Consider the following 21,919-nt stretch of genomic DNA (forward strand, 5'->3'; position numbering starts at 1 on the left):
AGGAAGAATCCTTTATGGTATAAAAACAGGTCGAAGTTAAAGGTTCTATGAATGTGCCGAGGTAGCTCAGTTGGTAGAGCACAGCCCTGAAAAGGCTGGTGTCCGCAGTTCGATTCTGCGCCTCGGCACCACGAAAACAAAAACTTCCCCTGTTCCCTCGCCTACTCACATGAAACTCATAACCCTCCTTCCAATTAGATCTCCTCTCAATGTTTCTGGGTCGTTGTTGATTCTTCTATTCTCCCTGGGAATGCTAGGGCCTCAAGCCCCATTTGCCGCTGAAGGTAATGGTAAACAATTGGCCCAAGCCTCTTCTCAACCTTCCCCTCTCCCCAAAACCAGGACTGTTGTTGCGGACTTCTTGATGATCGATGGCGCGTTTTATGTGGTTCGTGGGGAACGTGGAGAAATTCGAATAGAAGTCACCACGGAAACTCAAGTGACGGAGTCATTCACCTTTGGCGATCGCATAAAAGCAATTCTCTTACCAAACGACAAGGCAGTTGCCATAACAAAAGCCCAATCAGGCGAACCGATTGGGACACAAAGTAGAGTTCCCGGCACCACGGCTCCCCCTCCTCCATCTACTCCCTCTTCAAGCACTAATAAGCCAGAACCGACAACTCCCCCTACAACTGTGTCACCGAATGTGCGGATCATTATTGCCGACATCCTAATGGTGGATAAAAATTTTTATATCATCAGAAGCGACTATGGAGAGATTCAAATTGAAGTGACACCCCAAACCAAGTTATCAGAATCCTTCGAGTTTGGGGATCGAATCAAAGCAAGAGTTACCCCACAGGATAAAGCATTATCCATTGTTCGTGCGACTCCAGATGAATCCCCCGGCATTCGGTTGGAAGAAGGGCTTTTACCCTCAATTCCGACGGCACCTTCCATCGTGATTCCTCCAGAATCAGAATCAATTCCCTCCAAAAATGACACATCAACACCTGCGCCAAAGACGCCTCCAAAATTTCGTACGGTTGTGGCCGAGGTTTTAATGATTGATGAAAACATGTATATAGTCCGAGGCGACCGTGGAGAAATTCGTATCGAGGTTACTCCCCAAACATCCATTTCAGAATCCTTTAAATTTGGAGATAGGATTAAAGCCAAAATTTTACCAAATGATACTGCACTATCCATCGAACGCGCTAAGCCAGATGAATCCCTTGGGACTAAGATGCCCTAGAGATCAGATTTATTTTTCCGCGCATATTAGATCATTTCACCTCCAAAGATCTCACAAATGATGGTCCCTGTTTTTGGGGTCACCCCCACGCGCATTAATCTCACACCTGGATATTTTGAAGAGGGAAGAAATCCGGAAGGTCAAGGAATGCGAAAGGACTAAAATAAAGGGAATAATGCCAGAAAAATGTTATCCGAGAGAGGCTGAAGATCAACTGAAATACAACAGAGGCACGAATTAAATATCCACTTGAGACATTTTCCCTTCACGCTTCATAACCTGCTGAAGGATGTTCCTATAGGCTCGAATACGCTTCACATATTTGACAGGCTCCCATCCACGGGCATAACGATGTGGCAGATCCTGGTAATATTCTTTATGAGCCAGGAGGGGAAGAATGCTTTTAAGGTCCTCCCACTGATCAGAGTTTTTACCTAGGCGCTTAGCAAGCAATCGAGCATCGTTAATGTGTCCCATGCCGACATTGTAGGCGGCAAGGGCAAAAAACATGCGATCTGGCATTCGAATATTGTCAGGAACCCGTTTTTGCAAATAGGATAGATAACGGGCTCCACCGGCAATACTTTTTGAAGGGTCAAGCCGATTTTTGATTCCCAGATCCGAGGCAGTGGACCGTGTAAGCATCATGATTCCTCGCACCCCTGTGGGACTAACTGCCTTGTGGTTCCATTGAGATTCTTGATAGGCCATGGCTGCTAATAACATCCATGAAATCCCTGATTTTTTTTCAGCCTGCTGAAATTCTTCCCGATAAGAGGGAAGCCTAGTCTCAATATGGCGCAAAAAGGTCTTTACCTCATACGACGGCAGCTTCGTTCCTAATTGGGCGGTCCGCTCCTGATGGGAGAGGTAATTTCGATCATGGTGGGGAAGCTCCCAAAGGATCAACATCCCGAGCAATAAGACCAGGACCAGACTGATTTGTTTACCAACCTGTTTGATCGTTTCCATGATCATGATTATTCCTTCCGCGTCTTCAACGAATTGTCATTCCAAATTTCAATTGGGGTTTTTATGAAAGAAGATCCACGTCGGATTACAGGAATAATATGATGGTGGCATAAAGAGATGAATTAGGCAAGAAGAGTTTTTCTTATTTCCCTTTATAAGAGACGAAATCAAATACCTTTCTGTTGGCAAGCATTATGTAAGGGGTTAGGTTTAGGGTCTTTCCATTATAAATAAGAAAATAGGAAATTTGACCATATAACGAACAAGAACCTCCTAAATCCTTTCGGATAATTCAATCTGAATATTAACAGACCCCTGGTCCAATTCACTGCCTCTACTTTATTTTTTTGCAAAGACTCCGGCATCGCAAGAAAAATACTTAATTTGCTTCAAGGGAATGATGGTGACTTCCTTGGGAGTATCAATTTCAAGAATTTCCATGTCATCGCTGATGGTATGGCGAATCGCGTCCTTGAATTCTAATTCTTTATTATCAACAAAAATGACTTTGACCCAATACTGCACAGTGTACTCCTTTCAATAAAATCTTATGCCATGTGTGCATCTCACGTCAGTGCGACCGAGTTCATTATTGGCCCAACTCATGGGAACGAGCCGTAGCAGCTTCGACGGCATTCATTAAGGTCGCCCGTATCCGCCCGATTTCCAATTGTTGGAGTCCGGCAATTGTCGTCCCACCTGGTGAAGTCACCCGATCTTTGAGTAAAGCAGGATGTTCCCCACTTTCGAGTACCATCTTGGCTGCCCCTAAAACCGTTTGTGCCGCAAGCACCGTGGCAACGGTCCGTGGAAGGCCCATCCGCACTCCACCATCGGTGAGTGCTTCAATCACCAGGTAGATATACGCGGGACCGCTTCCGCTCAAACCCGTAACGGCATCCATTAAGGATTCTTCTACCGTGACCACTCTGCCCACCGATTCAAATATGGATTGAGCCAGCAGAAGATGCTGGGAGGGTAGACCTGAACTCCCGGCTAAAGCCGTTACCCCCTCCTGGATGACTGCCGGGGTATTGGGCATCGCACGAATTAGAGAAACATTTTCCCCGATATGCTGTTGTATGCGAGCCAACGGATAGCCTGCTGCGACAGAAATCACTAAATGCTTCGGAGAAAGCTGATCTTTGATCTCCGAAAGCACGATATCCATAACCTGAGGCTTCACACAGAGAACAATGATATCGGCTGACTTCACTTCATCAGCGTTATGAGATCCCACCTGGACTTGAAATGTCTTTTGGAAATGTTCTAATCGGATTGAGGAAATATCGGTCACCGAAATATTGGCAGGAGACGCAAGGTTGGCTTTCAAAATGCCGGTCACCAATGCCTCACACATATTACCTGCTCCTAAAAATGCCAACTTTGGTGACTGTGACATGCGCCGAGTATAGCCGGAGACTGATAGGGGTTCAACTTATCCCCAGGAAATATTAATAAAATCCTTCAGTCTGCGTATTCCCAATCAAAACCCCTGAGGACTTTTTTTGTGACGAATATTGATATCGAGCAACTAACTTTTCAATAAAGCCTCTGCATGTGGCAGGACGATCAGCAGCTTGCCAAAGCAACCTGGTCAAAAGTTTTCACGACGACATTGGGTTGCCCCTTGCTTAATGTGAGGGGTATATTAAAAAATCCTGGAAAATTCGTTTAGAAACATTTGTTTCGTCCCTATTTCGCCTACGTTGCCATCCACAATGGTCAAAAATTAGAAGCCAAGGAGGTAAGGTATGAAAGCCTGGCCTGTTTTCTTGATTTTCGCAATGTTGTGGGTTGATGGCACTCAATCCGACGCCCGGCAGATTTCTCCGACCACTGAGCAAAAAACCAAATTAGAAACCGCCCAGATTGTGTTGGTCGAGGTCCTCGCCCTAACAGAAAAAGGGAGGTATGATGCCCAGCCCTTGACTGCCACAGTCAAGAAGCGTTTTGAAGAAATGGGGTATACAGTCACCACCGAAAGGTCGCAGCCGCACGATGTGGAAGTGAAAGTAAAATGTGAAGAACAAAAAACATTGACCGGCACCTCTCCCAGCGGCGGGGACGTGGACCTGGCCGATGCGCCTGATCGGCTCTGGAAGGGGCCAGCCTGTCTGTTGACCTATTTTCTCCAACAGAACGATTTTCAATGGAAAAAAGAGGTCCGCACGAACTTTGCCGATGCCAGGCAGGCCGCCCAAGAGGCCCAAGCTGAAGATGCCGGGAAATATGCGATGGAGCATCTCAATCAAAGGCTTATGGAATTTGACTTCCCTGTCCTGCTCTCCGCCGAGTGGGGGCAAATTGATCGCCTGCTCAAACTGCTGGATAATCCCAATACACCAAAATTGCGGAAAGTAAAAATCCTTTCGGTCCTCAGTGACGCTCATGCGGAAGAAGCGCTTCCCCAACTGACCAAACTCCTCGAGTCCACGGACTTACAGCAAGAAGCCATCAATGCGCTCTCGGGTGCCGGAATCGAATCTATTCCATTACTCATCGATTTATTCCAAACCAGTCGTCAATCGAATCTGCGGGCCGAAGCGGCGAAAGCCTTAGGGATTATTGCTTCCAAGTCGGGAGATCCCCGCACAATTCCCCCCTTGGCGCATTACGTTTCCGAAGTGTTACCTCATATAAAAACCTCAGAAGATATTAATTTCCCCTTGCTCACCGAAGTGGTCTGGGCAATTGGAAAATTGCGATGGGGCCCCTCGATCAAGCCGATTTCGGAACTACAGGATAAAGTGTGGTTGATTCATGACAATTCGAAAGAAATGGCTGAATTGCGAGAGGCCACTAGTTGGGCCTATAAAGCCATAGCGTTACAGGATGCTGCGATGTTGCAAACTTATTAATCATAGGCTCGACAATTCTGAGAAATTTTTGACGATTTCCTGTTAACCAAGTCATACACCATGAGGGTCATGATGGTTGGGAATTTGCGATCATACGCAGTTAACACTTCACATTGTACAGTGGGAGGTCAGGCATGAGGGCATGGGCAACATGTGGATTCATTACCATAGTTTTGCTCGTTGGGCTTTTCGGCTCAGAGGGCTTGGCCAGGCGGACGTATCTCGACGCAGACCAAAAAGCGAAACTCGACGCCATTCAAACCATTCTGATTCATGTCCTGGCGTTGACAGAGCATGGGAAAGTAGATGGGACCGTCATAGAAGATGTTGTACGACAGCGATTGGAAGAATTGGGGTACACCGTCGTGACCAGTCGGGATGTTCCATACGATGTGAGGGTAAACGTCAAATGCGAGGAACAAAAAACATGGTCAGGAACCACTCGGGCCGGCGGCGATGCCGACCAAATCGGGTCCCCCTCCCGTCTTTGGAAGGGGCCGGCCTGTCTTTTTTCCTATCAGTTGGATGGACGAGACCTGGGTTGGTACAAAGAAGCGCGAACCAAGTTTGAAGATTCCGGCCAAGCCGCCCAGGCCGCGAATGCACCACAGCCCGGTCCCTATGCCATTCAAGAATTAGCCAAGCAAATTCGAGAATTCGATTTCCCCGTTATGCTCGCTGCGGAATGGGGACATAATACCCGACTTTTCAAGCTCCTCAATAACCCTCAGACACCAAATAAACGAAAGATTAGAATCTTTTCCTTAATGCCTCAGGTGGAATCCCAACAATACATTCCCTTACTGAAAGAACTCATCCAAGATCCTGAAATAGCGGAAGAAGCTATCGTGGCCATGTCCAGCGCGGGAAGCGAAGCTATTCCCATCCTGACAGAAATTTTTCACACCCAGACGGACTCGGCGATTCGAGCGGCCGCAGCCAAAGGGTTAGGGGAAATTGCCTCGCTGACCGGAGATCCCACCATCACCCCCCCCATGCTTGCCTATGTTGTTGAGAATCTTTCACACATCAAGACATCTTCGGACATTGATTTTCCTGTTATGACAGAAGTCGTGTGGAGTTTAGGCAAACTGCGAAACGCAAAAGCAGTTGCCCCCATTTCTGAGCTGGAAAACAAAATTTGGGTCATTCATGACAATTCGAAAGAAATGGCCGAACTGCGGGAGGCCACGAGTTGGACCTATAAACAAATCGAAATGGATTCGCAAATCCAGTAGCCCCGCTCATCTTGAGGCTTAACGGCTGACGTCATGAAACCGGTTCTCTCTCAGCCCCCGGAGATTTGGGTGCTCCTTATCGTACTCATGATCCCATATGCGGGAAACGGCCTGGCGCAAGTACCTGGAGAAGTTGGGGGGATGGATCGCCTGGAGCAACAAGCTGAAAATGCTATTGCGAATGGTGATCCTGAAGGCGCCGCCCTCTCCATTGGAAAGGCCGCGCTCATGGCAAAACTTCTCGCTCAAAAGGAAGAACACCAACAGACTCGCATGCTGTATCAGGCGGAAGAAACCCTCTTTAGAGGCCAAGAACAGGGCTATCGTGCTTTCGCCCTCTTTGAACGAGCGGGCGGTCAGCCACCGGCCTCCAAGGGTGTCTGTCAATATCTCTCCCATGCTGCTGAAAAGGTGAAACAATCACAGAATGATCTCAAAGCCTTGGCGGATTTCACCAATGAATTGTTGAGGGATCGTCAGCAAAGGCACATCGGAAAGACCCAAGAATGGGAAAGACTCCTCCAAGGCCTGGAGCAAGACTTGTCCTGTTAGCCTTTAATCGGCCTGACCAGCTAAATTCATCTACCGCAACAAAAAATTCTTTAAAGAGATCAAGAAGACTGTGTGTTAGCGAGAACAGGCGTTGGGAACGCTCTGACTCTGTGACGAATCCGGTTCGGCACTGAACATGGATTGAGTAAGTAGACGGGCGATTTTCTTGGAGATGACGTCCTGCATGACTTTGCTGGCACGAATCCGCGCTTCCTTTTCGGTCACATGCCCTTCCCGTCCCGTCTCTGAAATCACACCGATGAGTCGATGCGAAGGGTTTTCATAGATATCGATATCGCCACACCAGCGCACATATTTGAACAAGGGATCCGGCAAATTTACCGTCCAAAATCTTCCCTGCCCAACAATAGCCAGGTCCGCAATCTCAGAGGCCTGTGAACTGGCGGGACTGCCTAATAAGCCTTCTTGCTTGAGCCCCTCCAATATCGCTCGTTCAAGGTCATCATGGTATTCTCCCTCAATAGCCACCGAGATGAGCAAATTTTTGGCGACAAAATCCATAAATTCTCGTTGGATTTGTGAACGGGTATAGGATGAGGATATACCCTCTCCACTGGCCCGAATGACCCGCAAATCCGTGTTCATCACCTTTCGTTGTTGCAGAAGAACAAGAGCCTGTTTATATCCTTGAATGCGATGAAGTTTTTGAGGATGAGATCGACCTTGCGCGACCAAACGTTCAATCGTGGCATCCAGATCACTAAGGCGTTCGACCAGGAGGGTCTCCGTGTGGTGTCGGTCCAAGCCCGCTAGGACGAAAAACTGTTGATCGAGGCTTCTGTACCAGGCATCCAATACCTTGACATTTTCAATGAGCTTGGTTGTCGTCACCTGAGTCTCCTGATCAATTCGCAAGGTCCGATGCGTCGAAGATTGATTATTTGTTTCGGTCAGGGAATACGATTCCTGATCCAGGGACTTGGCTTGGACGTTAGCAGAAAATATTCGTGCCACTGCCGCATACGCACGTTTTTCCGCCTGGTCACGGGTAGACCCTTCCCCCATTCCGACTAAATACCGATCGGCAGGATAGGCCTTCTGTGGGGTCAGGATCCATTCGGGAGGAGGTGGCGTATTTCCAAACCAGCATCCGGACAATATCAGAGCACCAATGAAGGGAAGAAAATATTTGACCCACATCACAAAAATCCTTTTATTCCAAAAACTGTCGGAGCAACAACCGAACCTCTCCGCTCCGAAAATCCAGTTGGTCGGTATTCGGCGGTCCAATGACCCGTCCCTGCCGATCAACCGCGTTCACCATGAGGTTATAGGATCCCGCTGGAATCCACAGGCGGGTTAAGTGAATTTCTCCCGGCAAAGTCCGCCATGAGCGGATATCGGCTTCTTCAGTCATTAGCACGAAAATTCGAGCCAGAATAACCGCGACGAGCCCAACCCAATCTTGTGAATTTTTGGATACCGCGGACCGGGCGCCGATTCCTATTCCTTCCGCCGCTGCCATTTTCATGGCGGTTCGAGCCACAGCCCTCAAAACCAGAGTGGCATACTCGTCATCCAAATTCTTTTCTGCGACGGCATCAATATCGTACACGCGTTGGGAGCGCGCGTCGAAGGTCGTCGTTCCATCTGTCAGTTGGATGGTGCTGTAGGCAATCTTCGTATGTTGTGGAACGAGCCGAGGTAGGGCCACACGAGCAATTTGCCCGTGGATTCCATAGATCAGCGCCTCTCCTTCTCTGTTTGATCGTGTGCTTTGTCCTCCGACCGATTTAGCCAAGGCAACCAACGCCAGCGCATCCAGGCTAATGGGCACGTCTATGAAAAGGTCCTCTTTTTGGGGACTTCGACCATAGTAGCTCACCACGATCAGTTGAGCCATATCGGCATCATACGGTGAGGGGGCCTCATCGACCATTTCAGGATATTTCGCCCGATACTCCTCAAGATCTTCTGACAAATGGAGAATGTCGGCTACCCGCATCAGGTCTGTCTTCAGACCATCCGGGAGTGGCATCTTGGACCAGGACTGAGTCTCGTCATAAATGGTTTCTGCTTTGCGATACGCCACATAGGCATTATTCAGATCCCCTGCAATTTCATACAACACCCCGGTCAGATAACGGGCAAACGGATCCTCCTTGTACGCATCGCCTTCTACCCGGTCACTCAAAACATTGAGCCGGTGGTCGATTCTGCGTGCTTCGACCAATGCCTCATTCCAATTTTGTAACAACGCATAATTCAATCCCATAATGACGTTGATCAGAACATGTTCAAAGGGTTCCCCTTCAAAAGGAAGTTGGGTCTCATTGATGAGAATCGCCGAAGCCTGATCCCGGAGCCGTGTTGTATACAGTTCCTCAACCAGTAGATAGGCTTCTTCCAAGACCGTGTTGCTCTCTTCATACCGACCGGCCAAATGCAGGACCATTCCCTCGTCCATCAGATAAAGAAGCCGGTTTTTACGTCCATAGTCATCTTCGGCTTCTTGAATCAGGGTGACGGCCTGGTCAGGGTTGCCCGCTTTGAGACTGTGGTCGACTTCCTTATAATGGGAAAATGTTCCGTTGCATCCCGCGAGGAGAAAAACAAAACCGAGCAGACCAAGGCGCCACCACGACCAGCAGTTCGCCTCATGGAGCCGGCAGGAAAAAGGAGATTTGGGTAAAAAATTAAAACGTTGAAGAAAGGCTGAATGAGGGTTACACAAGAACCACGAAGGATGAAAATGGCTCACCGGAGGACATTGCGTTAAAACAGCAGACGTTTCCGTTCGACGACTTTTTTGATTTTTTTCTGTCCGTACCAGGATTTCACATTGGTTTCCAAATTAATCAAATCTAAATCAACCTGATAATAGATTCCCTTCACGCCATCGGATTCATCAACAATCGTACTAATGGTTCCCTTCATCATAAAATCCGCTCCCAGTTCCTGGCCTGGACGTTTCTGAGTATCTTCCCGGGCATGAACGGCTTGTTCCTGCCGTTCCTGGCGAATTTCTTCGCGATCACTTTTACTCGCCACAAATAGCACCCTTTGAGAATTGGTCATCTCCCGTTCCAAATCCGTGATAAAGGTGCCCACATTGATATGTTCCTGGCTTTTGTTCAGAATGGTCCCGACGATGACCGTGGGAACCCGATTATATTGGCTGGAAAAGTTTTCCAACCAGGGTTGGCTGACCATTTCTTTCATCATCGCTTCCGCAACTAATTTGGAATCGGTATCATTCCACCGACCACTAAAATCGGTCACGAGCCCGGGGTCCACCCTGGTCACCTTTTTTTCTTTTCCGCATCCGCCCAACAAGAGAAGAGAAAGGCAGGGAACAACAATCGCGCAAGATTTGATCAATCGGAGTAAGGGGAGCAAGGTGATTCCTTTGATATTGATAAACCAAGAAGGCAAAATGTCGTCAATTAACCAGGATCAAAGCCCTCCCGGGCGCTTGGCTTCTTCCTCTTCCAATTTTTTAAAAGCCTTTTCAGCGTTCTTGCGCACAAAATCCCGAACCTCTTCGTCCAGTTCCTGCGCTTCTTGTAACGCTTCTTTCATTTCCGCAAAAGACAGCTTGGTCAACACATAATAAGTGGAGGTCTCGTCGTCCTTGTAACGGTCAATGGGGCGAACTCCATTTAAGGTTACGGCTGAAAAAGTCTTGACCGCTCGTTCTATGTTTTGCTCTTCGGTTGATTTGGTGAAATTCCCCCCGGAAGTTGAAGCGGCATAGTCTTGCATGAGATAGGCCGTATAGGTGCGAAAGGTTTTTGCCAACTCGGCGCGTGCGCGATTTTCAGCCGTTTCCCAAGCGAGTGGTTCATTTTTCACACCGACCACCGCCCCGACACCATAAATAGACTTAGAGTCATCGGCATTCATGACACCCGATCCTTCCTTGACCCAATTGGGAGGACCTCCACATGCCGCAAGCATAATAGCAAGAAGAGCATACCCTCCGATGCGGAGAACAATCCGACGCATTTCATGGCCTTGTTCAATCATTAGGGTAACCTAACCTTTTTTGAGAAAATTTTTAACAGAGTTTCCTGTCAGACGGGTCAAGAAAATGCTAGCATCGGACCTACAACCTGTCAAGAAAATTGGACTTTTTACCGTCTTACTCTGTTTTACCTCGAATTTCATTCATCATCATTCGAGATATGCAGAAAACCAAGGAGGATGTATTGTGGCTGATGTAACAATTGAAGATGGCATTATCCGGGTGAAAGACCTGGACATTCAGGATGCAAAAGCCGCCAAAGTCCTGGCGGAATATCCGGAAGCCAGATGGGCGGAAATCACCAGGCGTGCGGTAAAGATTGGCCTGGGCTACTTAAAAGGAGGGGCAGAGCCTTGACCCTGCCCCTCCATCCTCCAAATGGCCTTACTGCTATTTGGTTAATGATGAATGTCACGAAAGGAAAACAACCTTGTCCGGTTTGTTAACGGTACCAGGGTTAGAGATTTGAGGATGCAGCATGGGTTCCTGCTTGCTGGGCATGGGCGATAAACCTGTTCAACTGATCATCCCCAAGTGAAATAGGTATCTCAACCAGCAAGGGATACTCGTTCTGAATTAATTCCTGAAAGTGGGCCTGTTGTTGAGATTGGACTCCTAATATCGTCCCGAAGGCCTGGACATACTCCCCGTGACCTTGGGCTATTTCTTGAAGGAGCGTGTCATAATTAACCGCCACAAAGGCTCTGGCATGTTCCCCATGTTTGACAAGCCCATCTTCTGTCCACCAGGATTTGCCGGAGGTGGAGGACAAAACATTGGTGGTGGCATCCGAAGTGGTATCGGATGTCGCCTTGATGGAACAACCGGATGAAATTCCCAACAGAAAAACCCCTAATGCCGCAAGACCTTGAAACGTTTTGAAGCCTGGTATCATGATTATTCTCCTTAACTTAATTCATGAACATGACATAGCCGGCAGGACACTTTACAATTGAATATTCGTCGGATCGAGAACATCAAAATTTTGACATTTTTCATCCTGAAACACAACTCCTGTCTGGTGTGATCTCTCCGAACATTCTTGAGACACATTGAGATAGACATAACCCTATGTTTACCCCTGAGGATCATCTCGAATTAATACGTCGTGGAATTTCCACATTTCAAGTGGAATCACAACTACAGCGTTTGCGTCATGGAGTCCCACCGATCACCATCATCCGTCCATGCCGGGTGAACGATGGTATTATTCAACTTGATCCCGAACACTTCCCGCAGTATCAACAACAATTTGAAGCCGCCCGGCAGGCGGACCGAGTCAGTAAATTTATTCCTGCGTCCGGAGCCGCCACTCGTATGTTCAATGACCTCCTCAAATTTTTGTCCGAAGAGGCCTCATCGGAATCCCCTTCCCACCAGGCATCAACTCTTCCCCATGCTGTCGACCAGGCATGGACCCGCTTGCAGGATTTTCCATTTATATCGGACTTAGAAAAGTATTTTCATGGGCAGGGGCAACCCCCTCCTACCGATCAGCACACACACGATCTCAACACGATTCTTCAGGCGGTACTGAAAACGCCGGGACTTGGCTATGCCGAATTGCCTAAGGCGCTGCTCTCTTTCCATCGATACGAAGAAGGCCCGCGCACCGCACTGGAAGAACATATTTATGAAGCCCTTAGATATCAGCCTGATCCAATCCATTCAATTAAAATTCATTTGACCGTTTCTCCTCAATATGAACAGGCCATTGAGGACCATCTCCACACCATCCGACAGACCTTGGCCAGAGAGGGGTGGAAACTCGATTGCACGGTTTCCTTTCAAAAACCGTCAACCGACACCATCGCGCTGGACACTGGCAATCAGCCATTTCGAGCTGAGGACGGCACTCTTGTTTTTCGACCGGGAGGGCATGGTGCCCTATTGGAAAATTTGAATGACTACCAGGGAGACATTGTATTCATTTCCAATATTGATAATGTCGTCCCCGACCATTTGAAAGATCCGATCGTGGCATGGAGAAAGGCCTTGGGAGGCTATCTGGTTGATCTTCAACAACATGTGTTTCAACATATCGAACAACTCAGCTCAGTACCGACAGATGCAAAAAGTGTTCACCAGGCCGAAGCCTCTATCCTGCAAGAACTCCTTCTCCCGCTTCCCCAATCGTATCGAGAATTGGCACTTCCCGATCAAGCCACATTATTAAAACAGTATTTAGACCGTCCCATCCGGATCTGTGGTGTCGTACCCAATACGGGCGATCCGGGCGGAGGACCCTTTTGGGTCGCCCACCCTGAGGATGCCCCATCCAGGCAAATCGTCGAGCAATCACAGGTCAATCCGGATTCTGAAGCTCAGCAAAAGTTATTTGCCTCTGGAACCCATTTCAATCCGGTTGATATGGTCTGCGGAGTCCGTGATTTTCAAGGCAATCCGTTTAACCTTCTGGAGTTCGTCGATCCCGGAACAGGGTTCATCGGCATGAAATCCTACCAGGGACGTCCACTTAAAGCCCTGGAATGGCCAGGCTTGTGGAATGGAGGAATGGCGCATTGGATCACCATTTTCGTAGAAATTCCCCGCGCCAACTTTAACCCCGTCAAAACCTTTCTTGATTGGCTTCATCCTGCCCACCAACCTGAGACGAATCAGAAGTAACCACCACACGCGTGGGTGAACATCCTTTTCGTTTCTCTTTGTTCCTTTCCGATATGTAACCGTACATCTACCGCATGCGTGGCCGGTTAAGATGAAGAAGTCTCAGACCGAAAGCTAATGGAGGTCATGACGCTCTGACCGGGCTGACTCATCCCACACCTGGAAAATTTTTATGAATGAACAGGAATTTTTCTCCATTTGGCAAAATTTTGGATTTCCCTGTAAATCTCATCCGTGGCACGGTGTCGAAATAGGAGCAGAGGCACCATTCACCGTCACGGTTTATGTCGAAATTGTACCCACGGACACCGTTAAATATGAATTGGATAAAAAATCAGGCCATTTGCGCGTAGATCGGCCTCAGCGCTATTCCAATGTGTGCCCTACGTTGTACGGATTAATTCCTCAAACCTATTGCGGTCAATCAGTCGCGGAATTCAGCGCCGGTTGTACCAATCGGCCTGGCCTCGTCGGCGATCTAGATCCATTAGACATTTGTGTCCTGACGGAGAAAAGCATTATCCATGGAGACGTGTTGCTGCAGGCTATTCCCATAGGTGGCTTGCGTATGATCGATGGGGATGAAGCCGATGATAAAATTGTGGCGGTCCTCAAAGGCGATGCCCTCCATGAACAATGGACAGATATCAAAGCCTGTCCGGTCCACTTTGTCGAACGCCTCATGCATTACTTCCTGACCTACAAAGATGCTCCCGGCTCGCAAAAAAAGAATTGCGAAATCACGCATGTCTATGGTCGAGAGGAGGCCCATGAGGTGATTCGTCGGAGTCAACAGGATTACGCCGCCAAATATGGACACATACAGGCCCAGCTCGCAAAACCCCGCCACGCTCTTAATTGAGATAACCAGTCCCTCTCAACCCATTGAATTTCCCCCATCTCGTTTTTCAAAAAATGGCAACCAGCTTTCGGTCAGCGACGGTTCTCATATTCATCGCCTCCGATCCTTATTCACTTTCCATCTCTTTATCACGGACTTTCATTCCTACCCTCTTGAAGCAACGAGCCAAGGGCAGCATAATGGACTTGTCAGCCAATTCGCTGAGAAGACACGTTCTTGGTGGTGTTCTAAAATGCGTAACTAAGGAGGAACAGACCTAATGAGTGAAAATATTGAAACCCTGCAACGATCAACCCGCGTCATTCCTCCCTCCCCCGACATCACAGCCAACGCTCATATTCAGGATTATGAAACCGCGTACATGCAGTCTGTCGTGAACCCGGAAAAGTTCTGGGACGGCATTGCCAAAGAACTTCACTGGTTTTCCCCCTGGAATAAAGTGTTGGAGTGGAATTATCCCTGGGCTAAATGGTTTGTGGGAGGCACCTGCAATATTGCCTACAACTGTCTCGATCGCCATGTCCAAACCTGGCGAAAAAACAAAGTGGCCGTCATTTGGGTCGGAGAGGAAGGTCAGGAACGAATCCTGACCTATGGCGAGTTATATCGGCAGGTCAACAAGTGCGCCAATGGTCTCAAAAGCTTGGGCCTCAACAAGGGCGACAGGGTCATGATTTATCTCCCGAAAATCCCCGAGCAAATCGTCGCCATGCTGGCCTGTGCCCGCATCGGGGTCATTCATTCGGTGGTCTATTCCGGCTTTAGCGCCACGGCGTTGGCCGCACGCATAGAAGCGTGCGAGGCGCGAGTGGTCATCACCGCAGATGTGGGATATGACCGTAGTAGAAAAATACCCCTTAAGCCGGTCGTTGATGAAGCGGTCGCTAAATGTCCCTCAGTGGAAAAAGTCATTGTCGTCCAACGAGAACAATCAGCCTCCCCTCTTCAGGCTCCCAAAGAATTGGATTGGGAGGATTGGCTCAAAGATCAATCACCAAAATGTGAGGCTGAGGCGTTAGACTCCGAAACGCCCTTGTACATCCTCTATACCTCAGGAACCACGGGAAAACCTAAAGGCGTGGTCCATGTCCATGGCGGCTATATGGTGGGTACTTATATCACCACGAAATATGTCTTTGACCTCAAAGATGAAGATGTCTATTTTTGCGTAGCCGATCCGGGGTGGGTTACCGGCCACAGCTACATCGTCTATGGTCCGCTCTTAAACGGCGCCACGATTTTAACGGCAGAAGGTAAACCCGACTATCCCAATCCCGGGCGCTGGTGGGATCTCATTGAACGCTATGGGGTATCGATCTTCTATACCACGCCGACGGCTATCCGGCTGCTGATGAAATTTGGCGAGGACTGGCCAAAAAAATACGATCTCTCTTCCCTGAAAATTTTAGGATCAGTGGGCGAACCCATTAATCCGGAAGCCTGGGAATGGTTCCATCGCGTGACGGGTGGCACCAAACCCATCATGGATACCTGGTGGCAAACAGAGACCGGCATGATCATGGTCACACCCCTCCCCTGCGTGCCACTCAAACCCGGCTCAGCCACCCGTCCGTTTTTAGGCATCGAAGCCGATGTCATGGACCGCAAAGGCAACACCGTAGAGCATGGTGGAGGATTTGGCGTCATCAAAAAACCCTGGCCGTCAATGATGCGGACCATTTACAAAGAACCGGATCGTTATCTTTTGTATTGGAATACCATCCCCGGCGTCTATACCGCAGGCGATGTGTGTCATAAAGATGAGGACGGCTACTTATGGTTTATGGGTCGAGCTGATGATGTGGTAAAAGTCGCTGGAAACCGCATCGGGACGGCAGAAGTCGAGAGCGCTTTAGTCAGTCATGAAGCGGTTGTGGAAGCCGCCGTTATAGGCAAACCGCATCAGACCGCCGGGGAACAGATCAAAGCCTTTGTCATCTTGAAGCAAGGGCAGGAAGAAACGCCCGATCTTATTAAAAGTTTGCAGGACCATGTCTTACAGGAATTGGGCAAGATCGCCGTCCCCCGGGAAATTGAAGTGGTCCCCTCGCTTCCCAAAACCCGCTCCGGCAAAATCATGCGCCGCGTCTTAAAGGCCAAGGAACTCGGTCAGGATCCCGGAGATATTTCTACATTGGAGGAGTGAAGCCAAATTATTTCATTCTTCATTTTTCGAGAAGCTCTTTTTTCCTGATCCCGCTGATTTCTAATCAGCGGATTGACCACCGCTTCCCTGTATGGAAGCGATCGGAAACTGAAAAACGAAATTAAAACTAAGGTCAGCAAGAGAACCTTGGCAGCCACGGTATTGAGCGGGATGAATATCGGAGAGGGATGGCGATGCCCATCGAGAATGTGGCCATTCCAACCTTGATCCAAGACCGAATATAGAAATGTAGATAATTCCTGGTAGCGGAGAAACCGTTTAAAGGAGTGACAGAAATATGAGTGCGGCGGACCCCGCCATTCCGTGCATCAATCCTACAAACAACGTGCAGTAGGGAAATGCGGTTGAATGTGAATGTTGATGGTCCGTCTTTCGGTGATTGATTTTTCCCCGGTGGGATTGGGCATGAAGGTGCGGAGGCTGTTGATGGTGTTCATGAACATGTATACGCTCTTGTATGATTTTCCGTAATACATCGCCTCCCAGTCCTACCAGCATGGCGCCAACGACCAATTCCAGCCAGTTAGCCAATCGCTCCGGAACCGCAGATTCCGAAAGGAACACCATCGAGCCACACAACAGTAACGTGATAGTGTGACCCAGCCCCCATGTTAGTCCCTGCTTAAGGGTGTGGGCCACACATTGGGTTTTGGTCGCGAGTGTGGCGACAGCCGCCGCGTGGTCGGCTTCCATGGCAAGTCTCCTTCCAAGAAGGAATCCATGCCTCAATAAAATAAACATCAGCGAATGACTTGTTTTTTTGAATTTTTGATCTGTGAAGTCACCCAGTCATACCAGTGTTGAAGTCCCTCGCCAGTAATGGCTGAAAGCTGAAACACCTGAAGTTTGGGATTCACCTTATGAGCAAATTCCAGGCATGTTTTGACATCAAAGGTGAGGTGAGGCAGAAGATCGATTTTATTGAGGATCATGACGCTCGCATGCTGAAACATGTGCGGATACTTTAACGGTTTGTCTTCCCCTTCTGTGACCGAAAGCACGACGACTTTAGCCTGTTCCCCTAAATCAAATAGAGCAGGACAGACCAGATTGCCGACATTTTCAATTAGTACCAGTGAATTGGATGGAGGCTGCAACGTTTCCAGTCCTCGTGCCAGCATGTCGGCCTCTAGATGACATCCGGCACCGGTATTAATTTGTACGACCGGACACCCCGCCTTTCGTATGCGCTCCGCATCAAATAGGGTTTCCTGATCCCCCTCGATCACCGAAATGGGTATGGCATGCTTCAAATCATGAATCGTGCGTTCAAGAAGTGTTGTTTTTCCTGAACCCGGCGAACTGACGAGGTTGAGGGCCACAATATTTCTATCGAGGAACCATCCACGATTCCGTTCAGCCAGCCGATCATTTTTCTCTAAAATGGCTTGTTCCAGGTGAACAGTGGTTTCGTGTCCCTGTTGATGGTCATGGTGAGTATCAAGCCCATGCTCGTGATGGTGGTCATGGTCACCATGGGAATGTGAGTGATAGGAATGCGAATGGGCGGTTTTATCGGTAGGCTCGGTTTGCAAGTTCGTCACTCTCGGATTGGCTGAATCGGAGCACCCGCATGTCGTACACATCAGGCTGTCACCATGTGTTTCACAAGCAGTTCCTCTCCCGTGAGCCGCGTGATGTCGACAGAACCACACGGACATCGGCCGTAAAGTTCCTCGAGTTCAAAATGCGTTCCACAGGTTCGGCATTCAGCTGTTCCCGGAATTTCAAGGATCTCCAAGTCAGCGCCTTCCACCACGGTTCCTTGACTGACAATGTCGAAACAAAACCGGATGGCTTCGGGCAATACCGCACTGAGTTTACCGATGGCGATCGTCACTCGCCTCACCGGTTCTCCACCAGCCTTTTCTGTGACAATGGACACAATATTTCGAGTGATCCCTAATTCGTGCATGCGAACCGGTCCAGAACAGCGGATTTTCCACTGGCGGTCAGGTCAAAAAGAGCCGTTAAGGGTTCATCCCACAGCCGCTCCGTGAGATCGGCTTTCAGTTTTTCGAGATTGAGAGAGTCTGAAGGCGTTTCCCGGTCCGATCCCACCTGCTCCAGGAGGTCGAAAAATTGTGCAGGGACAAATCCCTTTTTGAGTTCCACGTCAACCGTTCGATCGTAATGGGTGACCCACCAACGAAATTGCATGTGCTGATTACATACAGCAGGTTGGTGAGGATCGAGTAATTGAAACCGCTTTCGACTCACACACCGTGTCACAAACTCGATGGCATCACGGACACCAGGACCCGGATGGGCGCTGACAACGAATAAACCCCTTCGATCCCATAATTGCTCATGAGACAGAGCCCAACCCGCCGCCTGCATCGCGCGATACCCGACGTTAGCTCCCCACACCGCATTGTCCTGATGAAACGCAAGAAGCCCCGCATAGGTCAACCGTTGGAGTTGCCCGTCTTCAAGGATTTCCAGTATTTCAGGAGTCAATAATTTCATGACTATTCTTCTCTAGCAGATTCGCGGCAATTGATCCCCCACCAGCGTATCCACAATTCGTGTACCTCCGAAGGTAGTGGCAAGTATCACGATTCCCGCCGGTGAGGCGTTGACCCTCCCGATGATGGCGCTGTGTTTGCCTAGGGGATGGTCCCGCATGGCCTTAATAAGTTCGTGAGCGTTTTCATAAGGGACCACTGCCACAATTTTTCCCTCATTGGCCAGGTACAGGGGATCAAGGCCGAGAATTTCACAGGCTCCTCGAACGGATTCTCGAATAGGCACCTGGGGCTCGTTGATCTGAATGGACACGTTCGAGGCGGAGGCGTATTCATTCAGGACCGTGGCCAATCCGCCGCGCGTGGCATCCCGCAAACAATGGATCTGGGAACAGACATCCAGCATATGGGAAATCAGATCGTGGACCGGCTGAGTGTCGCTTTGAACACCGGCTTCCAGGGCCAATTCGTTTCTGGCAAGAAGAATGGCCACCCCGTGGTCACCGATAAATCCATTGGTGATAACGGCGTCTCCCGGTTGAGCATTGGTCGCGGCAATGGACACACCTTCTCGAATGACGCCGATTCCTGCGGTATTAATGAAGAGCTTGTCTGCCGAACCTTTTTCGACGACTTTGGTATCTCCCGTCACGATGGCCACGCCGGCGCGATCAGCCGCATGCTTCATGGCTTCGACAATGAGAGTAAGTGTGTCCAAAGGAAAACCCTCTTCAATCACCAGCCCGCATGACAAAAATAGCGGGCGTGCTCCACTGACCGCCAGGTCATTGACCGTCCCGTTCACGGCCAATTCGCCAATGTTGCCCCCCGGGAAAAATAACGGATCCACGACATAGCTATCCGTCGTAAATGCCAGCCGATCACCATGTTGGAGTAATTCTCTCAACGGAATGGTGGCCTGATCTTCTAAGGTATCGAGAAGAGAATTATTAAAGGTTGGAACCAGCAGGTCCTCGATAAGTGCCCGCATGGCTTTTCCTCCACTCCCATGAGCCATGGTAATCCGTTCATCGTTAGTGGTTCGGTTCAGCATGGGCTTGGTCTTGACGAAAGCAGGTTGAGGAGAAGTAAGCGATTAAAGATTCACCATATTCAACTGATTTTTTAGATTTTCCATTTTCTCACACGGGGCTTTTTGCCGGATGTAAATCTTCTTCAGGAATCCAGCCGTAATGATAGTAGGCCGCACAGGCGCCTTCCGTCGAGACCATCAACGCTCCCAAGGGATTCTGAGGAGTGCATGCCGTGCCAAATACCTTACATTGACTCGGCTTAATCACCCCCTTCAACACTTCCCCGCATTGGCAGGACGTGGGATCGGCAATTTTCAAATTGGGAAGAGGAAATTTTCGTTCAGCGTCAAACGCAGAAAATTCCTCACGGACCCTGACCCCGGAATGATCGATGGATCCTAATCCCCGCCATTCAAAAAACTCTCGCAATTCAAACACCTCTTGAATAGCCTGTAACGCTTGCGTGTTCCCATCAGGAGGAACAATCCGTGTATATTGATTTTCCACTTCACAGCGTCCCTCCGCCAATTGTTTAAGCACCATCCACACGGATTGTAATATGTCCAATGGTTCAAACCCGGCGATGGTGATGGGCTTTCGATAATACTCAGCAATAAATGAGTAGGGCTTCGTTCCTATTACCATGCTTACATGACCCGGGCCTAAAAACCCGTCCAAGTGAAGATCAGGAGAATCCAGGATGGCCTTGATCGTGGGAATGATCGTGATGTGATTGCAAAAGATCGAGAAATTGTTAATCCCTTCTTCTCTCGCCTGAAGAAGGGTCAGGGCCGTGCTGGGAATGGTAGTCTCAAAACCAAGACCGAAAAACACCACTTCTCTTTCAGGATTCACTCGGGCGAGATTCAAGGCGTCCAATGGTGAATAGACCATGCGCACATCGGCTCCCTCGGCTTTGGCCTGTAGGAGATTTTTCTTGGAGCCGGTCACTCGCATGGCATCCCCGAATGTGGTCATGATCACTTCATCCCGTTCGGCCAGGGCGATACAATCATCAACGCGGCCACGGGGAAGGACACAAACCGGACAGCCCGGTCCGTGAATGAACTCCACTTCCTTCGGGAGCATTTTATTGAGGCCATAGCGAAAAATCGTGTGTGTGTGCCCACCGCAGACCTCCATGATCCAGATGGGCCGATCGAGACAGATGGGTATCCGTTTCACCAGTCCCTCAATTTCCTGGATAAGGATCCGGGCTTTTTGGGGATCACGAAATTCATCGACAAATTTCATAGCTTCTCCTCATTTGTGGCCGACGCGCCGCGATGATCAGCAAGAAGGGTGTGCACGAGATCCCAAAGGATGTGATAGATCAGGACGTGACATTCCTGGATCCGGTGAATGCTCTCAGTAGGCACAACCAGGCAATGATCAATTGCAGAAGAGGTTGCCATGGTTCCTCCAAGTCCCCCGGTGAGGCCAATGGTGGTCACCCCCATCTCCTTAGCTTTCCTAAAGGTCCGCATAATATTTTCGGAATTGCCGCTCGTGGACACGCCGATCACCCCGTCCCCGGCCTTTCCCTGAGCGATCAACTGGCGCACAAAAATGTGATCAAACCCCACATCATTTCCTACAGCGGTCATCATGGCCTGATCGGCCGCAAGATTGACGGCAGGAAGCGCAGGGCGCCCGGTGGTCACTGGATGCAAAAATTCGACGGCAATATGGGCGGCATCACAGCTCGATCCGCCGTTGCCCATCGTAAACAGCCGTCCCTCATGCCGGTAAATGTCCGCTACGGCCATGGCAGCGGCCACGACTTTTTCGCTCTGTGCGTCAAAAAATGTTTGGATGACTTGGGTGCTATCTTGCGATTTCATTCGCACCGATTCAAGTAATCCGGATTTTACGGATGCCGAATCTTTCGAAGACGGCTGCAGGAAGGGATAAAGAGAGGCTAATATTTTTTGATTAGACATGCGGCCAT

The 21,919-nt window shown here is 49.2% G+C and carries 23 protein-coding genes and 1 tRNA gene; 9 read left to right on the plus strand and 15 right to left on the minus strand.

The window, feature by feature from the left end; all coding sequences use genetic code 11:
- Positions 1-55: 55 nt before the first annotated feature.
- Both ACWHYD_RS09925 and ACWHYD_RS09930 read left to right on the plus strand, forming a co-directional pair.
- Positions 56-131, plus strand: a tRNA-Phe gene (locus tag ACWHYD_RS09925).
- Between the two features lie 308 nt (positions 132-439).
- Entirely contained in the window at positions 440-1,198 is a 759-nt protein-coding gene (locus ACWHYD_RS09930) for a hypothetical protein (RefSeq protein ID WP_447965735.1), read from the plus strand.
- Positions 1,199-1,435: 237 nt separating this feature from the next.
- Here the strand turns inward: ACWHYD_RS09930 and ACWHYD_RS09935 are convergent, their stop codons facing one another.
- The 3 genes from ACWHYD_RS09935 to proC all read right to left on the minus strand — a co-directional run bounded on the left by ACWHYD_RS09935 (position 1,436) and on the right by proC (position 3,572).
- Entirely contained in the window at positions 1,436-2,170 is a 735-nt protein-coding gene (locus tag ACWHYD_RS09935; RefSeq protein ID WP_447965736.1) for a transglycosylase SLT domain-containing protein, read from the minus strand.
- Positions 2,171-2,509: 339 nt separating this feature from the next.
- Positions 2,510-2,695: a hypothetical protein gene (locus ACWHYD_RS09940; RefSeq protein ID WP_447965737.1), complete on the minus strand. Its 186-nt coding sequence runs from the start codon at positions 2,693-2,695 to the stop codon at positions 2,510-2,512.
- A 64-nt stretch (positions 2,696-2,759) separates the two neighbouring features.
- A complete protein-coding gene (gene proC / locus ACWHYD_RS09945) occupies positions 2,760-3,572 on the minus strand; it encodes a pyrroline-5-carboxylate reductase (RefSeq protein WP_447965738.1) in 813 nt (270 codons plus the stop codon).
- Between the two features lie 352 nt (positions 3,573-3,924).
- Between proC and ACWHYD_RS09950 the strand changes: the two genes are divergently transcribed.
- The 3 genes from ACWHYD_RS09950 to ACWHYD_RS09960 all read left to right on the plus strand — a co-directional run bounded on the left by ACWHYD_RS09950 (position 3,925) and on the right by ACWHYD_RS09960 (position 6,821).
- The gene (locus ACWHYD_RS09950; protein ID WP_447965739.1) at positions 3,925-5,031 is read left to right on the plus strand and encodes a HEAT repeat domain-containing protein; all 1,107 of its coding nucleotides are present in this window, start codon (positions 3,925-3,927) and stop codon (positions 5,029-5,031) included.
- Positions 5,032-5,165: 134 nt separating this feature from the next.
- Positions 5,166-6,269 carry a HEAT repeat domain-containing protein gene (locus tag ACWHYD_RS09955; RefSeq protein ID WP_447965740.1) on the plus strand — a complete coding sequence of 368 codons (1,104 nt, stop codon included), beginning with the start codon at positions 5,166-5,168 and terminating at the stop codon, positions 6,267-6,269.
- A 33-nt stretch (positions 6,270-6,302) separates the two neighbouring features.
- A complete protein-coding gene (locus tag ACWHYD_RS09960) occupies positions 6,303-6,821 on the plus strand; it encodes a hypothetical protein (protein ID WP_447965741.1) in 519 nt (172 codons plus the stop codon).
- Positions 6,822-6,896: 75 nt separating this feature from the next.
- Here the strand turns inward: ACWHYD_RS09960 and ACWHYD_RS09965 are convergent, their stop codons facing one another.
- From ACWHYD_RS09965 to ACWHYD_RS09980, 4 genes are read right to left on the minus strand one after another with little or no spacing between them, the layout of a single operon-like run.
- Positions 6,897-7,982: an LPP20 family lipoprotein gene (locus ACWHYD_RS09965; RefSeq protein WP_447965742.1), complete on the minus strand. Its 1,086-nt coding sequence runs from the start codon at positions 7,980-7,982 to the stop codon at positions 6,897-6,899.
- Between the two features lie 13 nt (positions 7,983-7,995).
- Positions 7,996-9,543: a COG3014 family protein gene (locus ACWHYD_RS09970; RefSeq protein ID WP_447965743.1), complete on the minus strand. Its 1,548-nt coding sequence runs from the start codon at positions 9,541-9,543 to the stop codon at positions 7,996-7,998.
- Between the two features lie 14 nt (positions 9,544-9,557).
- Complete coding sequence (locus ACWHYD_RS09975) at positions 9,558-10,181, minus strand: penicillin-binding protein activator LpoB (protein ID WP_447965744.1); 624 nt, start codon at positions 10,179-10,181, stop codon at positions 9,558-9,560.
- Between the two features lie 57 nt (positions 10,182-10,238).
- Positions 10,239-10,811: a hypothetical protein gene (locus tag ACWHYD_RS09980; protein WP_447965745.1), complete on the minus strand. Its 573-nt coding sequence runs from the start codon at positions 10,809-10,811 to the stop codon at positions 10,239-10,241.
- 184 nt (positions 10,812-10,995) lie between these two features.
- On the opposite strand from ACWHYD_RS09980, the gene ACWHYD_RS09985 reads away from it, so the two are divergent.
- Positions 10,996-11,166, plus strand: coding sequence for a hypothetical protein (locus tag ACWHYD_RS09985; protein ID WP_447965746.1), 171 nt, complete (start codon positions 10,996-10,998; stop codon positions 11,164-11,166).
- A gap of 100 nt (positions 11,167-11,266) precedes the next feature.
- On the opposite strand, the gene ACWHYD_RS09990 is transcribed toward ACWHYD_RS09985, so the two are convergent.
- The gene (locus ACWHYD_RS09990) at positions 11,267-11,704 is read right to left on the minus strand and encodes a DUF3015 family protein (RefSeq protein ID WP_447965747.1); all 438 of its coding nucleotides are present in this window, start codon (positions 11,702-11,704) and stop codon (positions 11,267-11,269) included.
- 176 nt (positions 11,705-11,880) lie between these two features.
- Here ACWHYD_RS09990 and ACWHYD_RS09995 point away from each other — a divergent pair, with 176 nt between their 5' ends.
- The 3 genes from ACWHYD_RS09995 to acs all read left to right on the plus strand — a co-directional run bounded on the left by ACWHYD_RS09995 (position 11,881) and on the right by acs (position 16,445).
- Entirely contained in the window at positions 11,881-13,437 is a 1,557-nt protein-coding gene (locus ACWHYD_RS09995; protein WP_447965748.1) for a DUF4301 family protein, read from the plus strand.
- A 172-nt stretch (positions 13,438-13,609) separates the two neighbouring features.
- Positions 13,610-14,299 (plus strand): inorganic pyrophosphatase, encoded by a 690-nt coding sequence (locus ACWHYD_RS10000; protein ID WP_447965749.1) that lies wholly within the window; start codon positions 13,610-13,612, stop codon positions 14,297-14,299.
- Positions 14,300-14,558: 259 nt separating this feature from the next.
- Positions 14,559-16,445, plus strand: a complete 1,887-nt coding sequence (gene acs / locus ACWHYD_RS10005; RefSeq protein ID WP_447965750.1) for an acetate--CoA ligase — start codon at positions 14,559-14,561, stop codon at positions 16,443-16,445.
- 279 nt (positions 16,446-16,724) lie between these two features.
- Here acs and ACWHYD_RS10010 read toward each other — a convergent pair whose 3' ends face one another.
- From ACWHYD_RS10010 to ACWHYD_RS10040, 7 genes are all read right to left on the minus strand, one after another.
- The gene (locus ACWHYD_RS10010) at positions 16,725-17,159 is read right to left on the minus strand and encodes a hypothetical protein (RefSeq protein ID WP_447965751.1); all 435 of its coding nucleotides are present in this window, start codon (positions 17,157-17,159) and stop codon (positions 16,725-16,727) included.
- Between the two features lie 47 nt (positions 17,160-17,206).
- On the minus strand, positions 17,207-18,052 hold the full coding sequence (gene hypB, locus ACWHYD_RS10015; RefSeq protein WP_447965752.1) for a hydrogenase nickel incorporation protein HypB: 846 nt from the start codon (positions 18,050-18,052) through the stop codon (positions 17,207-17,209).
- On the minus strand, positions 18,052-18,381 hold the full coding sequence (locus tag ACWHYD_RS10020; RefSeq protein WP_447965753.1) for a hydrogenase maturation nickel metallochaperone HypA/HybF: 330 nt from the start codon (positions 18,379-18,381) through the stop codon (positions 18,052-18,054). The genes hypB and ACWHYD_RS10020 overlap by 1 nt, the downstream gene beginning before the upstream one ends.
- Positions 18,369-18,935, minus strand: a complete 567-nt coding sequence (locus ACWHYD_RS10025) for a hypothetical protein (protein ID WP_447965754.1) — start codon at positions 18,933-18,935, stop codon at positions 18,369-18,371. Before ACWHYD_RS10025 ends, ACWHYD_RS10020 begins: the two co-directional genes overlap by 13 nt.
- Before the next feature lie 12 nt (positions 18,936-18,947).
- Entirely contained in the window at positions 18,948-19,988 is a 1,041-nt protein-coding gene (gene hypE, locus ACWHYD_RS10030) for a hydrogenase expression/formation protein HypE (protein ID WP_447965755.1), read from the minus strand.
- 88 nt (positions 19,989-20,076) lie between these two features.
- Entirely contained in the window at positions 20,077-21,222 is a 1,146-nt protein-coding gene (hypD, locus tag ACWHYD_RS10035; RefSeq protein ID WP_447965756.1) for a hydrogenase formation protein HypD, read from the minus strand.
- The gene (locus ACWHYD_RS10040; protein WP_447965757.1) at positions 21,219-21,911 is read right to left on the minus strand and encodes a D-sedoheptulose-7-phosphate isomerase; all 693 of its coding nucleotides are present in this window, start codon (positions 21,909-21,911) and stop codon (positions 21,219-21,221) included. Before ACWHYD_RS10040 ends, hypD begins: the two co-directional genes overlap by 4 nt.
- Between the last annotated feature and the right edge of the window lie 8 nt (positions 21,912-21,919).

The sequence above is a fragment of the Nitrospira sp. Ecomares 2.1 genome (assembly GCF_965152585.1).